The organism is Sorangium sp. So ce693, from assembly GCF_051521375.1.
GTDB classification, from domain to species: domain Bacteria; phylum Myxococcota_A; class Polyangia; order Polyangiales; family Polyangiaceae; genus Sorangium; species Sorangium atrum.
In genome coordinates, this window is sequence record NZ_CP150347.1 from 5596165 (window position 1) to 5609428 (window position 13264).

At 71.3% G+C, this 13264-nt stretch carries 12 protein-coding genes; 7 read left to right on the forward strand and 5 right to left on the reverse strand.

Features of this window, described 5'->3' with window-relative positions; translation table 11 throughout:
• Window positions 1-34: 34 nt before the first annotated feature.
• Entirely contained in the window at window positions 35-973 is a 939-nt protein-coding gene (locus tag WMF14_RS20890; RefSeq protein ID WP_437803307.1) for a DMT family transporter, read from the reverse strand.
• 287 nt (window positions 974-1260) lie between these two features.
• Between WMF14_RS20890 and WMF14_RS20895 the strand changes: the two genes are divergently transcribed.
• Together WMF14_RS20895 and WMF14_RS20900 are read left to right on the forward strand one after the other, a co-directional pair.
• Window positions 1261-2151 (forward strand): MlaE family ABC transporter permease, encoded by an 891-nt coding sequence (locus WMF14_RS20895; protein WP_272099383.1) that lies wholly within the window; start codon window positions 1261-1263, stop codon window positions 2149-2151.
• A 15-nt stretch (window positions 2152-2166) separates the two neighbouring features.
• Window positions 2167-3024 carry an MlaE family ABC transporter permease gene (locus tag WMF14_RS20900; protein ID WP_437803308.1) on the forward strand — a complete coding sequence of 286 codons (858 nt, stop codon included), beginning with the start codon at window positions 2167-2169 and terminating at the stop codon, window positions 3022-3024.
• Window positions 3025-3055: 31 nt separating this feature from the next.
• Here the strand turns inward: WMF14_RS20900 and WMF14_RS20905 are convergent, their stop codons facing one another.
• Complete coding sequence (locus WMF14_RS20905) at window positions 3056-3796, reverse strand: ABC transporter ATP-binding protein (RefSeq protein WP_437803309.1); 741 nt, start codon at window positions 3794-3796, stop codon at window positions 3056-3058.
• Window positions 3797-3994: 198 nt separating this feature from the next.
• Between WMF14_RS20905 and WMF14_RS20910 the strand changes: the two genes are divergently transcribed.
• Complete coding sequence (locus WMF14_RS20910; RefSeq protein ID WP_437803310.1) at window positions 3995-5017, forward strand: MlaD family protein; 1023 nt, start codon at window positions 3995-3997, stop codon at window positions 5015-5017.
• Between the two features lie 132 nt (window positions 5018-5149).
• Here WMF14_RS20910 and WMF14_RS20915 read toward each other — a convergent pair whose 3' ends face one another.
• A complete protein-coding gene (locus tag WMF14_RS20915) occupies window positions 5150-5365 on the reverse strand; it encodes a biotin/lipoyl-binding carrier protein (RefSeq protein WP_272099390.1) in 216 nt (71 codons plus the stop codon).
• Between the two features lie 459 nt (window positions 5366-5824).
• Between WMF14_RS20915 and WMF14_RS20920 the strand changes: the two genes are divergently transcribed.
• From WMF14_RS20920 to WMF14_RS20930, 3 genes are read left to right on the forward strand one after another with little or no spacing between them, the layout of a single operon-like run.
• The gene (locus WMF14_RS20920) at window positions 5825-6589 is read left to right on the forward strand and encodes a hypothetical protein (RefSeq protein ID WP_272099391.1); all 765 of its coding nucleotides are present in this window, start codon (window positions 5825-5827) and stop codon (window positions 6587-6589) included.
• A gap of 19 nt (window positions 6590-6608) precedes the next feature.
• Window positions 6609-7388 (forward strand): orotidine-5'-phosphate decarboxylase, encoded by a 780-nt coding sequence (pyrF, locus tag WMF14_RS20925; RefSeq protein WP_437803311.1) that lies wholly within the window; start codon window positions 6609-6611, stop codon window positions 7386-7388.
• A 1-nt stretch (window position 7389) separates the two neighbouring features.
• The gene (locus tag WMF14_RS20930; RefSeq protein ID WP_437803312.1) at window positions 7390-8136 is read left to right on the forward strand and encodes a TrmH family RNA methyltransferase; all 747 of its coding nucleotides are present in this window, start codon (window positions 7390-7392) and stop codon (window positions 8134-8136) included.
• A 474-nt stretch (window positions 8137-8610) separates the two neighbouring features.
• Here WMF14_RS20930 and WMF14_RS20935 read toward each other — a convergent pair whose 3' ends face one another.
• Together WMF14_RS20935 and WMF14_RS20940 are read right to left on the reverse strand one after the other, a co-directional pair.
• Window positions 8611-9783 carry a cysteine desulfurase family protein gene (locus WMF14_RS20935; protein WP_437803313.1) on the reverse strand — a complete coding sequence of 391 codons (1173 nt, stop codon included), beginning with the start codon at window positions 9781-9783 and terminating at the stop codon, window positions 8611-8613.
• Complete coding sequence (locus WMF14_RS20940) at window positions 9783-11057, reverse strand: hybrid sensor histidine kinase/response regulator (protein WP_437803314.1); 1275 nt, start codon at window positions 11055-11057, stop codon at window positions 9783-9785. The genes WMF14_RS20935 and WMF14_RS20940 overlap by 1 nt, the downstream gene beginning before the upstream one ends.
• A gap of 341 nt (window positions 11058-11398) precedes the next feature.
• On the opposite strand from WMF14_RS20940, the gene lnt reads away from it, so the two are divergent.
• Entirely contained in the window at window positions 11399-13108 is a 1710-nt protein-coding gene (gene lnt, locus WMF14_RS20945) for an apolipoprotein N-acyltransferase (RefSeq protein WP_437803315.1), read from the forward strand.
• The last annotated feature ends 156 nt before the right edge of the window (window positions 13109-13264 follow it).

Genomic DNA, 13264 nt, shown 5'->3' on the forward strand with positions numbered 1-13264 from the left:
CCGCGGCCCCGGCGCTCCCGAGCGGGGTGCAGATTCACTTCGACTTGCCGAGCCAGGTCACGCCGCCCACGACGAGCGCGAGCCCGGCGACCTGCTGCCACGTGGCCGGCTCGCCCAGGATGATCCAGGAGAACGCGATCGTGAGCACCGGGCCGAGCGTCGAGAACGTCGCCGCGCGGCCCGCGCCGAGCCGCCGGATGGCGGCGGCGAGCAGCACGATGGGGAGCACCGTGCTGATCGTCGCCATCGCCGCCGCGTACCCCCACACCGACGCCGGGAGCTCGCCCAGCCTGGCCGGGCTCCCCGTCACCGCGTAGTGCGCGAGCACCATCAGGCACGAGGCCGCCCCGCAGTACGCGGCGAGGCGCGTCGAGCCGACCCTGGAGGCGAGCTTGCCGACGCCGATGTAGTAGAGCGCGTAGGTCACCGAGCTCGCGAACACCCACGCTCCGCCGACGGCGACGGCCCGCACGTCTCCGGTTTGCTCGAGATCGTGCCAGACCGCCGCCGCGAGCCCGAGATAACACACGGCGAGCGCTCCCCAGGCCTTCCCGCGCACCGGCTGCTTCAGCCACGCCGCGCCGATCAGGAGGACAAGCGTCGGATACACGAACAGGATCAGCCGCTCGAGGCCGGTGCTGATGTACGTGAGCCCGATGAAGTCGAACAGGCTGGAGAGGTAATATCCGATGAACCCGACGATCAGCACACCTCCCCAGAGGCGGGGCGTCAGGGGCCCTTCGGCGGCGCCGCGCTCCCTCCGGGCGAGCCACAGGAAGAACGGCAGCGCGATGCCCATCCGCAGCGCGAGCAGCGTCACCGCGTCGACGGGGTGCGCCGCGTAGGCGAGCTTCACGAAGATCGCCTTCAGCGCGAACGTCGCGGCCGAGAGGACGGCGAACGTCCGGCCGTCGTCGAGGAGGCCAGCCCGGAGCTCGCCCGTCGACGCGCCCACGCCCTCATGAGGGGACATCGCATCTGCTTCTCTGCTCTTCACCAGGCTCGCTCCACCAGGGACCGGACATCGTCGCCGACAGCCCGCCTCCGGGCCGGCGCGCTCCTCCGGCGAGGCGCGCCGGCATTGCGCGCAGGAGCGCGCGTTCGCCATCGCACGGGACGGCCTCGGGGTGAGGCGGGCACATTTCAGGTAGAGGACGATCTCCTGTTTGGGTAGCGGTCTCGACCTCTCGGACGTCGGCCTCTCGGGGCGCCAGATCGCGCCGCGCTCCCCGGGGGCCTTGGGCTAAGCTCCGGTCTCCCATGACGTCTCCTGCTGGCCCAGGCACCGCCGCGCGCGCTCACGGCGGCGGCGCGCTCGCCTCGTCCGGCGCGCCGCCCGCGCCACCCGTGAAGCGGCCGCGCGCGCCGCTCGCGCAGGAGCCCTCCGGCGTCCACCAGCTCGGCGGCTCGTTCCTCCAGATCGCCGCCACCGTGGGCGGCATGGCCGTGCTCGCGGGCAAGATCGCGGCGCGCGTGGCCACGCTCCGCGTCGACGGCGCCGAGTTCATGCGCAACCTCTACAGGATGGGCGTCAAGTCGATGCCCATCGTCATCGTGACCGCCCTCTTCACCGGCGCGATCATGGTCATCCAGGCGGCGCCGCTGGTCGAGCGCTTCGGCGCGCACGGCCTGCTCGGCTGGGGCGCCGGCTTCGGCACGCTCCGCGAGATCGCCCCGCTGCTCACGGCGCTCATGATCAACGGCCGCGTCGGCGCCAACAACACCGCCGAGCTCGGCACCATGGTCGTCACCGAGCAGATCGACGCCCTCCGCGTCCTCGCGATCGACCCGGTGAGCTTCCTCATCGCCCCGCGCTTCCTCGCGATGGTGCTGACGCTGCTCCTCTCGGTGATCTTCGCCGACGCGCTCGCCCTGCTCGGCGCCGCGCTGACCGGCGACCTCCTCCTCGGCGTCGCGCCGGCCGTCTTCTACAACGGCCTCACGAGCGGGCTGCTCGACATCGGCGACGTCACGAGCGGCCTCGTCAAGAGCGTCGTCTTCGGCGTCGTCCTCGCGCTCTCGAGCTGCCAGTACGGCCTCGGCGTGACCGGCGGCGCGCCCGGCGTCGGCCGCGCGGTCAACGCGACCGTCGTCGCCTCGGCCGCCGGCATCTTCATCCTCGACTACTTCGTCTCGTTCACGCTCGACTGATCGGCGGCGCCGCGCATGCCCTCCCCGGACAAGAGCCCCCCCGATCGCCCGAGCGCCGGCCCGCCCTCGAGCGAGCTCAGGGATCTCGCGCCGGAGGCGTCCGGCGTCGCCGCGCTCGGCGCCGCCGCGCTGTCCCTCTTCCGGTCGGCGCGCGAGCTCTACTCGGTATTCGTGAGCACGCTTTACTACTGCGCGAAGGGGCGCCGCGAGCCGGGCGCGGTGCTCCAACAGATGTACGAGATCGGCAACAAGTCGCTGTTCTTCCTGACGGTCGTGATGGGCTTCATCGGGATGATCATGGTCTTCCAGGCCGGCCAGCAGGCGAAGCGGGTCATCCCGGATCTGACCATGCTCGGCGCGACGTACCTCGAGCTGCTCGTCCGCGATCTCGCCGCCTCGATCGCCGCGCTGATGCTCGCCACGCGGGTCGGCGCGGGCATCGCCGCCGAGATCGGCTCGATGGTGGTGACCGAGCAGGTCGACGCGCTCCGCATGTGCGCGGCCGATCCGATCGACTACCTCATCAAGCCGCGGTTCATCGCGAGCGTCCTCATGACGACGTGCCTCATCGTCTGGAGCGCCGCGGTCTCCTTCACCACCGGGATGATCACCGCGTACAGCATGTTCGACGTCAGCCCCGAGACGTTCATGAACGTCAGCCTCGTCGACGCGGGTGATCTCGCGACCGGGCTCGCGAAGTGCGTGGCCTACGGCGCCGCGATCCCGGTGGTCTCCGGCCACTCCGGCCTGTCGACCTTCGGCGGCAGCGAGGGCGTGGGCTGGGCGACGACGCGCGCGGTCGTGAACTCCTCGCTCGCGGTCATCGTGCTCAACATGCTGATCTCGGCGGCCGCTTTCCTGATCTTCCGCTAGGCGGGCGGCCCCGCCGCGCCGCGCCGGCGCCTCACTCGATCGGCCCCTCGGCGCTGCCGGTGATGAACTGCTGCACGACCGGGTCCGGCGAGCCCTGGAATGCCGCGCGATCCCCGAGCAGGCGGACGAGGCCCTGATAGAGCATGACGATGCGGTCGGCGATCGTGAAGATGCTGACGAGGTCGTGGCTCACGACGATGCTCGTCACGCCGAGGGTGTCGCTGAGCTCGCGGATCAGCTTGTCGACGCGCCGCGCGCTCACCGGGTCGAGGCTGGTGGTCGGCTCGTCGAAGAGCACGTAGCGCGGGTCGAGCGTGAGCGCGCGGGCGATGGCGACGCGCTTGCGCATCCCGTCGCCGAGCTCCGGCGGGAAGCGGTCCCCGAACTCGCGCATATGCACCTGCTCGAGCCGCCGCCGCGCCTCCGCGAGCGCCTCCTTCGGCCTGAGCCCCTTGTGCTTGCGGAGCGGGAGCGCAACGTTCTCGGCGCACGTCATCGAGTCGAACAGCGTCGAGTGCTGGAACACCATCGCGCACTTCATCCTCACCGGGTACATCCGGGCTTCGTCGAAGCGGCTCACCTCCTCTCCGTCCAGCCAGATCTCCCCGCCGTCCGGATAGAGCAACCCCACGAGGTGCTTGATGAGCACGCTCTTCCCGACCCCCGACTGCCCGATGATGAAGAACACCTCGCCGTCCTCGACGGCGAACGAGACGTCCTTGAGGACATCTTTGGGGCCAAAGGATTTCCTGACATTCCGGAACGAAATCATCGGGGCCTGGCAATCTGGGAAGGAGCGAAGGAGCGAAACGGAGCGGGAAGAAGCGAGAGGAAGCGAGAAGCGCAGTTGCGTCAAAGCAATGGCTGCGCGAAGCGTCACGCCGCCCGCTGGAATATCGCGCCGCGGTAGGCGGATCTTGGCCTATTTCCCTCACCCGGCCGCCGCCAGATCGGAGAAGATAACGAACTCATGGCAAGCCCGCGATCGATCGAGGTCAAGGTCGGGATCCTCATCCTGACGGCGCTCGGGCTCCTCGCCACGTTCATCCTCGTGATGGGCGGGGTCAACTTCCAGCCGAAGTACTCGATCTACGTCGAGTTCGACAACCCGGGCGGCCTCCAGACCGGGGCGCCGGTGAAGATCGCCGGCGTGGAGGTCGGCAAGCTGAGCGAGATCCACTTCAGCGGCGGCAAGATAGGCAAGGACGGCAAGCGCGAGCCGCTCGTGCGGATCCAGCTGCGCCTCGAGGAACGCTACCAGCAGAGCATCCACGACAACGCCACGTTCTACGTCACCACGCAGGGCGTGCTCGGCGAGCAGTTCCTGGCGATCGAGCCCGGCTCGACCGATCGGCCGGTGATCCCGCCGAACGCTGTCGTCCGGGGGCTCGATCCGCCGCGCCTCGACATGCTCCTCGCCGAGGGCTACGAGCTCCTGCACGCGACGGTCTCCGCGATGCGCGAGCACCGCGAAGAGGTCGGGGAGGCGTTCGACGGGCTCCGGAAGACGCTGAAGGGCACCGGCGACTTCATGCACAGAAACCAGGATCGGCTCGATCGCATCGCCGAGAACGTCGAGCAGATGAGCGTCGACGGCACCGATCTCGTGAAGGACGCCCGGCAGCGGTACGTGAACAACCCGCAGATCGACCGCATCCTCGCGAACACCGATCAGCTGACGGGGACGGCCGCGCGCGATCTGCCGCCGCTCATGGCGGACGCGCGCGAGACGCTGGCGAACGCGCGCCGGCTCTCGACCACGGTCGGCGGGGAGACGGAGCAGGTCAAGATCAGGAAGACGCTCGACGACATCGCCGAGATCGCGGGCAGGGCGAGGGCTGCGACGGCCGACGCCCAGGAGGTCCTCGCCCACGTCAAGCGCGGCAAGGGGACGGTCGGCGCGCTCGTGATGGATGAGCAGCTGTTCGACGACCTGCAGGAGCTCGCGCGAGACCTCAAGCACAACCCCTGGAAGTTCTTCTGGCGCGAGTGAGCGGCGCGGCGCGCGCGTCCTGAGAGGGAGCGGCGCCGCGCGACCGCGCCCCACGCGCCGAGCGGATGACCCGGGCGTGAGCGCGATGTACGTCCGTGGACGGTCGAGCCCCCCGCCGGCCCTGACAGCCGATCAGGCCAGCCTGACCAGCGGGGCACCTTCCGTGACGGCAGCCCCCTCGGTGACGAGGATCTCCTCGACCGTCCCCTCTTCCTCGGCCTCGACGGGCATCTCCATCTTCATGGACTCGAGGATGACGACGACGGTCCCCTCTTCGACCTCGTCGCCCGGCTTGACCTCGATCTTCCAGACCGTACCGGTGATGTGCGCCTTGATGAGCTTCGCCATGGGCGCGCGACGCTACCGGAGAGCCACCGAGAATCCAACGGGGCCGTTGTGAGCGACGGTGCCCTCCGTCGGGCGGCCCCTTCTTCGGTGATGCCCTGGGCGCCCTCCACGACGGACCAGTTCGTCTGGCGGCGCAGGCGCGCGGCGACGACCGGGGGGAACGGAGGTGAGCCAAGGAGGACCGAGGGCGCCCGACGTGACCGACGTGGAGGTGAGGTGGAAGGGACGGAGCGCAGCGATTTCCGCTGGTACCTGCGGTGCACCACGGCGATACTCTGGCTGGCGGCTCCGCGGCGCCTCGACATCACGAGGGTCGTGGCGTTCGCGAATAATTGCGTCAAAGCCGCTCTGCGGGTCAGAATCGTCCTGCTCGGTGGCCCTCCGAGGGCGACCTGCAGGTCCCCGCACCGCCCCTTGGTAGCCAAACCGCACGCGCTCGATCGAAGGAGCCACGAGGTCATGTCGGAACAGAAGGAAAGCTCGGTCCTGTTCTCGCTCAAGGAGCTGATGAACCTCGAGGAGGATCGCATCAAGAGCGAAGAGGCCCAGAAGGCCGCCGCCGCCGCCGCCGCCGAGAAGGCGCGCGTCGAGGCGGAGCGCGCCGCGCGCGATGCCGAGGAGCATCGCATCCGCACCGAGGAGGAGCGCCGTCGCAACGAGGAGCGCCGGTCCCGCGAGGAGGCGGCGCGGCTCGAGGCGATCCGGCAGGCCGAGATCGAGAAGGCGCGCGTCGAGGCCGAGCAGAAGGCGCGGCTCGAGGCGATGGCCGCGCAGCAGCACCACGAGCGCTCGCTCGCTGCGCTGCAGCAGGACGAAGGGAAGAAGAAGCTGCGCAAGCTCCTCATCGGCGGCGCCATCGCGAGCGTGCTGGTGATCGGCATCGTCACGGTCGTCGCCGTCGACTCGGCGCAGAAGAACGAGGCGCGCATCCAGGCCGAGGCCGCGAGGGCCCGCGAGCTCGAGGAGGCGAACAAGCGCCTCGAGGCGCAGTTCAAGGAGTCCGAAGGCAAGATGGCCGGGCTGCGCGATCAGCTCGCGACCGCCAAGGACGAGGCGACGCGCCTCGCCCTGCAGAAGCAGCTCGAGGCCGAGCAGCAGAAGCAGGAGCAGCTGCGCCGCGGCGGCGGCGGACGCCCGGCCGCGGGCGGCGCGCCGGCGAGCGGCGGCGGCACCAAGGCGCCCTGCAACTGTGCGCCTGGCGATCCGCTCTGCAGCTGCCTCTGACGCGGAACGGGGTCCCCGCATGGTCAACTTCAGCTCCGTCAGGCAGAGAACGAGCCTCGGCAGCGGTTCGCTCGACGAGGCGCGCCGCAGGCTCGTCTTCCCGCTCGACTACGCGAACCTCGACGACGCCAGGGCGGCGGCGACCCGCATCGCCCCCTCGATCGGCGTGCTCAAGGTCGGTCTGGAGCTGTTCGTCCGCGAGGGGCCGAGGGCGGTCGAGCTCGGCAAGTCGCTCGGGCTCGACGTCTTCCTCGATCTGAAGCTGCACGACATCCCCGAGACGGTGGCGCGGGCGGTGGCGGGCGCTGCCGCGCTCGGGGTCCGGTACCTGACGGTGCACGCGGCCGGCGGCGCCGAGATGCTGAGGCGCGCGGCCCTCGAGGCGGCGCGCTCTCAGGACATGATCCTGCTCGCCGTCACCGTGCTCACGTCGCTCGACGACGGCGATCTCGCCGCGCAGGGCGTGCAGGGCAGCGCGTCCGAGCACGTGGTCCGGCTGGCGCAGCTCGCGCGCGGCGCCGGCGTCCACGGCTTCGTCGCCTCGCCGCACGAGGTGCCCGCGCTGCGGGAGGCGCTCGGGCGGGGCGAGCTCATCGTGACGCCGGGCATCCGCCTCGGCCCAGGCGCGGGCGGCGCGCAAGGCGATGATCAGAAGCGCATCGCCACCCCCTCGGCCGCGATCTCGGCCGGCGCAGATCTCCTCGTGGTCGGCCGCCCGATCCGCGACGCGGCCGATCCGCTCGCCACGGCGCGCTCGATCGTCCAGGAGATCGCGCACACGCTCCACCCCCCGCGCTGACGTGAGCCGCCTCGTCTACGGTCTCCAGCCGGTTCGTGAGGCGATCCGCGCGCACGGCGCGCGGGTCGGGTGGGTCCTCGTCCAGCGCGACGGCGGCCCGAAGCTCGACGCGCTCGCGCGCCTCGCGGAGGGCCAGGGCATCCCGACCGAGCGCGCGCCCCGCAACGAGCTCGATCGCCGCAGCGCCGGCGGCCGCCACCAGGGGGCCGTGGCCTCGGCGCCCGAGCTCCGGATCGTCGGTGTCGACGAGATCCCGGTCGTCGAGGAGGGCCAGCCCGGCGCCGGCACGATCACGGTGGCGCTCGACGGCGTCATGGACCCGCAGAACTTCGGCGCTGTGATCCGCAGCGCCGTCGCCCTGGGCGCCCGGGCCATCCTGTGGCCCGAGCACAGCTCGGCGCCGCTCACCCCGGCGACCTTTCGGGCGTCCGCGGGCGCGATCGAGCACGCGAGGCTGTGCCGCGTCCCCTCGTTGCCCGACGCCCTGGAGGCGCTCGCCGCCCGAGGCGTCGCCGCGATAGCGCTCGATGCCCAGGGTCCGGTGGAGCTCGGCGAGCTGCCCCTGACAGGCCCTGTCGCGATCGTCATCGGCGCCGAGGACAAGGGCACGCGCCGCTCGGTCCGCCGCGTCTGCCAGCACGTCGCCCGGCTCCCCATGACCGGCCCCATCTCCTCGCTGAACGCCTCGGTCGCAGGGGCGATCGCGCTCTACGAAGTCGTCCGGCAGCGCCGCGCATCGAGCGCGTAGTTCGGACAGCAAGCTCGGCCTCTCGCGAGACGCCTCCAGGTGAAGGTGACCCGGGCGCTCGCGCGCCGTGACGTCGCTTGGCAGCGCTGCACGTCGAGCGCGAGCTCACCCGAGGGCTGACCTGGACGCCCCTCGATCGATGCATTCGGAGCCAGCGTGATCGCGCGCCGCGAGCTCGTCGGGCAGCGCCGTAGGCCGCCCCTTTACATCAACAAAATTGACAATAAATTCGAACAGATACAAACGAAACCTGAAGCAAAATCGAGCACCTCGTCGAACCCTGAACAGGCTCACAGCAAGACGACCGATTCGATCCATTCAATGGATCGACCTAAAGAATCCACAGCCCCCTCAAAAAGCTCAATCGCTACGAATAGATACCCCTGTGGACTCATCCTTCTCTGCGCGCTAATCCGGAATGGCTCGAGGGATGGTTCAAGAATCGACCGGTTCCCGGTAAGCGACGGGATCGGCTCAGCTTCCAGCTCGAAGCGATCGCAGGCGGGAGAGCACGCGGGCCACGCGGCGCGTGGCCTCGACGAGGTCGGCCTCGGTCGTGTCCTCGCCGATCGAGAAGCGCACGGCGGACGCCGCGCGCTCTGGTCCGAGCATCGCCGTGACGACCGGGGAAGGCTCGGCGGTCCCGGCGCTGCAGGCCGAGCCGCTGGACACGGCGACGCCCTCGAGGTCGAGCGCGGCGCAGAGCTCGTCGCCGCGCCAGCCGGGCCAGGAGAGGTTCGTGACGTGGGGGGCGCGGTCGCCGTCCCCGTTGCGGATCGGCGCGGCGCCCGCCGCGCGCCCGATCTCGACGAGCTCGGCCTCGAGGCGATCGCGGAGCGGGGCGAGCGCTGCGTAGCGGGCAGGACCGTCGATCGCGCGCCGCGCGGCAACGGCGAAGCCGGCCGCCGCGAGCGGGTCCTGCGTCCCGGGCCGCAGCCCGCGCTCCTGCGCGCCTCCGAGCAGGACGGGGCGGAGCCGGATGCCCGGCCGGACCGCGAGGGCGCCGATCCCCTTCGGCCCGCGGAGCTTGTGGGCCGCGACCGACGCGAGATCCGCCCCGGCCCACGCCTCCGGCGGGAGGCGTCCCACGGCCTGGACGGCGTCCACGTGAAGGCGCGCCCCGCGGGCGTGGACGATCGCCGCTGCCTCGGCGATCGGCTGGATGACCCCCGTCTCGTGGTTCACCGCCTGGAGGCTCACGAGCCGCACGGGCGCGACGGCCGCCGCTCGATCCACGGCGGCAGCGATCGCCTCCGGCGCGACCCGGCCGGACGGCTCGGGATCGATCCACGCGACGTGCACGCCGCGGCCGGCGAGCGCCTCGGCGGCGCGGGTCACCGACGGGTGCTCGATCCGCGAGACGACGAGCGCCCCGGATCGCTCGTCGAACGCGTGGCAGAGCGCGAGGTTGTTGGCCTCGGTGCCGCCCGAGGTGAGGACCACGTCGCGCGCGTCGAAGCCCGTCAGCCGGGCGACCGCCTCGCGCGCCTGCTCGATGAGCGCGCGCGCCCGACGCCCGGGTCCGTGGACGCTCGCGGGGTTGGCCCAGGCCACCTCGGCCGCGGCCTGCATCGCCGCCAGGACCTCGGGGTGCGGCGGCGTCGTCGCGTTCCAGTCGAGGTAGATGGCGCGAGCGGCCGGGTGCATCAGATGGACGACGAGGGATCGGTGGGCGGCGACGAGGGCGGGCCGAGCCGGCCGGGGGAGCTGCCATCGTCCTGGAAGGGCGCTCGCCGGGCGACCGTCAGGTAGAACGCGGCCCCGGTCAGCGTCTCTCCCTCGATGATCTCGTTGCTGGGAGACGCGACGCGCACGTCGCCGCCGAGCCCCCGGGCGGTGCGCCGCGCGATCGCGAGCCCGACGCCGACGCCGCCGTAGGCGCGCGTGGCCGAGCCGTCGACCTGGTAGAACGGCTCGAAGATGCGCGACTGGCGGTCCGCCTTGACCCCGGGCCCGGTGTCGGCGACGCAGAGCTCGTAGTGCCCCGACTGGAGCACGGTGACCCGCACGCCCGCGGTGCCGCCGGCCGGCGTGAACTTCGCCGCGTTCTCGAACAGCTGGATCATCGCCCGCTGCAGGCGGCCCGCGTCGCCCCACGCGGGGAGCGGGCCGCGCGGCAGCTCCTCGACGAGCTGGACCTTCCCCTCGGCGAAGCGGTCGGCGACCTGGGCGAGGGCGCGCCGCGTGGTGTCGAGGAAATCGTACTCGGAGTGCATGAAGCGCATCCGGCCCGTCTCGATGCCGGTGACGTCGAGGAGGTTGTCGATGAGCGAGCGGAGCCTGCGGACGCAGTCCTCCATCGCGAGGAGCGCCTTCTTCTGCGCCTTGTTGAGCGGGCCCAGCTCCTCGTCGGCGAGCAGCTTCACGTACCCGACGATCGGGGTCATCGGGGTCGCGAGCTCGTGGGAGATGTTGCGGTAGAACTCGGTGCGCGCGGCGTCGAGCTCGCGGAGCCGGGCGTTGGCGCGCGAGAGCTCGGCCACCTTCTGCTCCAGGTGGGCGACGATGCGCTGGCTCTGCTCGCGCAGCCGGAGCGGCCCCTGGGACGCGGGGAGCTCCTCGCGCGCGCCGCTGAGGTACCGGGCGATGATCGACGGGAAGGAGCGCGCGTCGATCGGCTTCTGGAGGAAGCCGTCACAGCCGACGGCGAGGCTCGTGTCCCGGTCGCCCTCGGCGGTGATCGCCACGATGGGGACGCCGGCGAGCGACGCCTCGCCGCGCAGGCGCAGGGTGACCTCGAATCCATCGAGGCCCGGGATGTTCAGGTCGACGAGGACGAGGTCGGGGTGCTGCGTACAGGCGAGACGTACCCCTTCGAGCCCGTCGGCGGCCTCTAGGACCTCGTAGCCCGCGTTCTGGAGCAGCTTGCGGACGAGCAGGCGGTTCGCGGGGTCGTCCTCGATGTGAAGGATTTTCGACATGGGCTCTGCGTGCGCATAGTAGTCGCGATCGCGGGGGTTCAGGCACGTTCTGCGCGAACTTCCACCGCCTGGCCGGGACGTGCGGGCGCGCCCGGCGCCGGGATCGTCCGCTCGTAGCGCTCGTTTGCGGTGCGGGTTGCCAGGCTCGCGCCGAGCGGGTTGCCAGGCTCGCGCCGAGCGGGTTGCCAGGCTCGCGCCGAGCGGGTTGCCGGGCTCGCGCCGAGCGGGTTGACGGAGGGGCAGCATCCCTTCAATACGGGGGCCGCCATGCTCGGCCCTTCCAGGTTCCACCGCGCCGCCGTCACGACGGCGCGCTGCCTTCCCTTCCTCGGGCGCTCCCGATGACGACCGCGCACCAGCAAGAGAACGAGGCTGCCGTCGCAGACGCCGGGGGTGGAGAGACCGCCAGCCTCCCGCTGCCGGACGCGCCGCGCAGCGCGGGCGACCCCCCCGCGAGCGCGGGGAGCGCTGCCCGCGCGCTGCCCGCCCGCCTCGCCTATGCGCTCGCGGCGCTCAGCGGGCTCTTCTACTTCCTCGGGTTTCCTGGGGTGGATCTCTGGCCGATCTCGTTCTTCGGCCTCGTCCCGCTGATCGTCGCGCTGCGCGGACAGACGCCCGCGCGCGCAGCGCTGCTCGGCTGGATCGCCGGCTTCGTCATGACGATGAGCGGCTTCTACTGGCTGCTCGAGATGCTGCGGGTGTTCAGCGGATTCCCCACGGTCCTCTGCGCGCTCTTCATGGCCATCCTCTGCGGCTACCAGGCCGGGAGGATCGCCCTGTGCGGCTGGCTCTACGGGCGGGCCGAGGCGCGCGGATGGCCTGGCTCGGTGGCCCTCGCGCTCGCGTTCGTGACGAGCGAGCTCGTCTACCCGCTGCTCTTCCCCTGGTACTACGGCGCCTCGGTCCACAACGCGCCGGTGATGGGCCAGGTCGCGGATCTCGGCGGCCCCTACCTCGTCGGCCTGGTGTTGGTCGCCGCGAACCTCGCGATCGCCGAGCTCGTGATGCACCGGCTGGATCGCGCGCCCCCGAGCCCTGCGCCGGGCGACGCCGGCCCGGCGCGGCGCGGCCGCCCGCTGAACCGCGCGGTCCTCGCTGTGGGGATCGCCGCCCCCGCCCTCGCCGCCGTGTATGGCGTCCTCCGGATCCGCGCCGTGGACGCGGCCGCCGCCGCGGCCGAGCCGATCAAGATCGGGATCGTCCAGCCGAACCTCGCGCTCTTCGACCGTGGGAACGCGCTCAAGATCCACGTGAGCCGGACCCGGGAGCTCGCGCAGCAGGGCGCGGAGCTCGTCGTGTGGAGCGAGGCAGGCGTGCCGCAAGCCTTCCGCGAGTCGGCCTACCAGAGAGAGGTCCAGCGGTCGCTCACGCGCCGCCTCGGCGTCCCCACGGTGGTCGGCACGGTCATCCACCGGCAGGCGGCCGACCGGAACGAGCGCGGCGTCAGCTTCAACACGGCGCTCATGGCCGGCAAGGACGGCGAGATCCTCGGTCGATACGACAAGCAGTACCTGCTCGCGTTCGGCGAGTACCTCCCGTTCGGCGAGATGGTCCCGTACCTCTACAAGCTGTCGCCGAACTCGGGCCGCTTCAGCTCCGGCACGTCGTTCGCTCCGCTCGAGTGGGAAGGCCACAGGCTCGCGACGATGATCTGCTACGAGGACATCCTGCCCCACTTCGTGAACAAGCTGGTCGCCCAGGGCGACCCCGATCTCCTCGTCAACCTCACGAACGACGCCTGGTTCGGCGACTCGACAGAGCCGTGGATCCACCTCGCGCTCGCGAAGATGCGCTCGATCGAGCACCGCCGCTACCTCGTGCGCGCCACGAACAGCGGCGTCTCCGCGATCGTCGACCCGGTCGGGCGGGTCGTCACGCACAGCGACACGTTCAAGGAGCAGTCGCTCCTCGGCGAAGCCCGGTTCATGCACGGGCAGACCGTCTACGGGACCGTGAAGGACATCCCGTGGTACGTCGCCGCGATCGTGAGCGCCGCGATGGCGCTGTTCACGCGGCCGAAGCGCTGGCGGCTCCGGCGCGGCGAAGCCTGAGCTGCGCGCGCGTTCGCGTCGTACTCGCCAACGCCGCGCGCGGCCCGGTTGACGCCGGAGCGACCAGAGAGCGACGGTCACCCGCACAGGAGACGGGCCCAGATCGGCGTTTTCGGCGCGGAAGCGTACTCACGTACGCTGAGCACCGAAAACGTC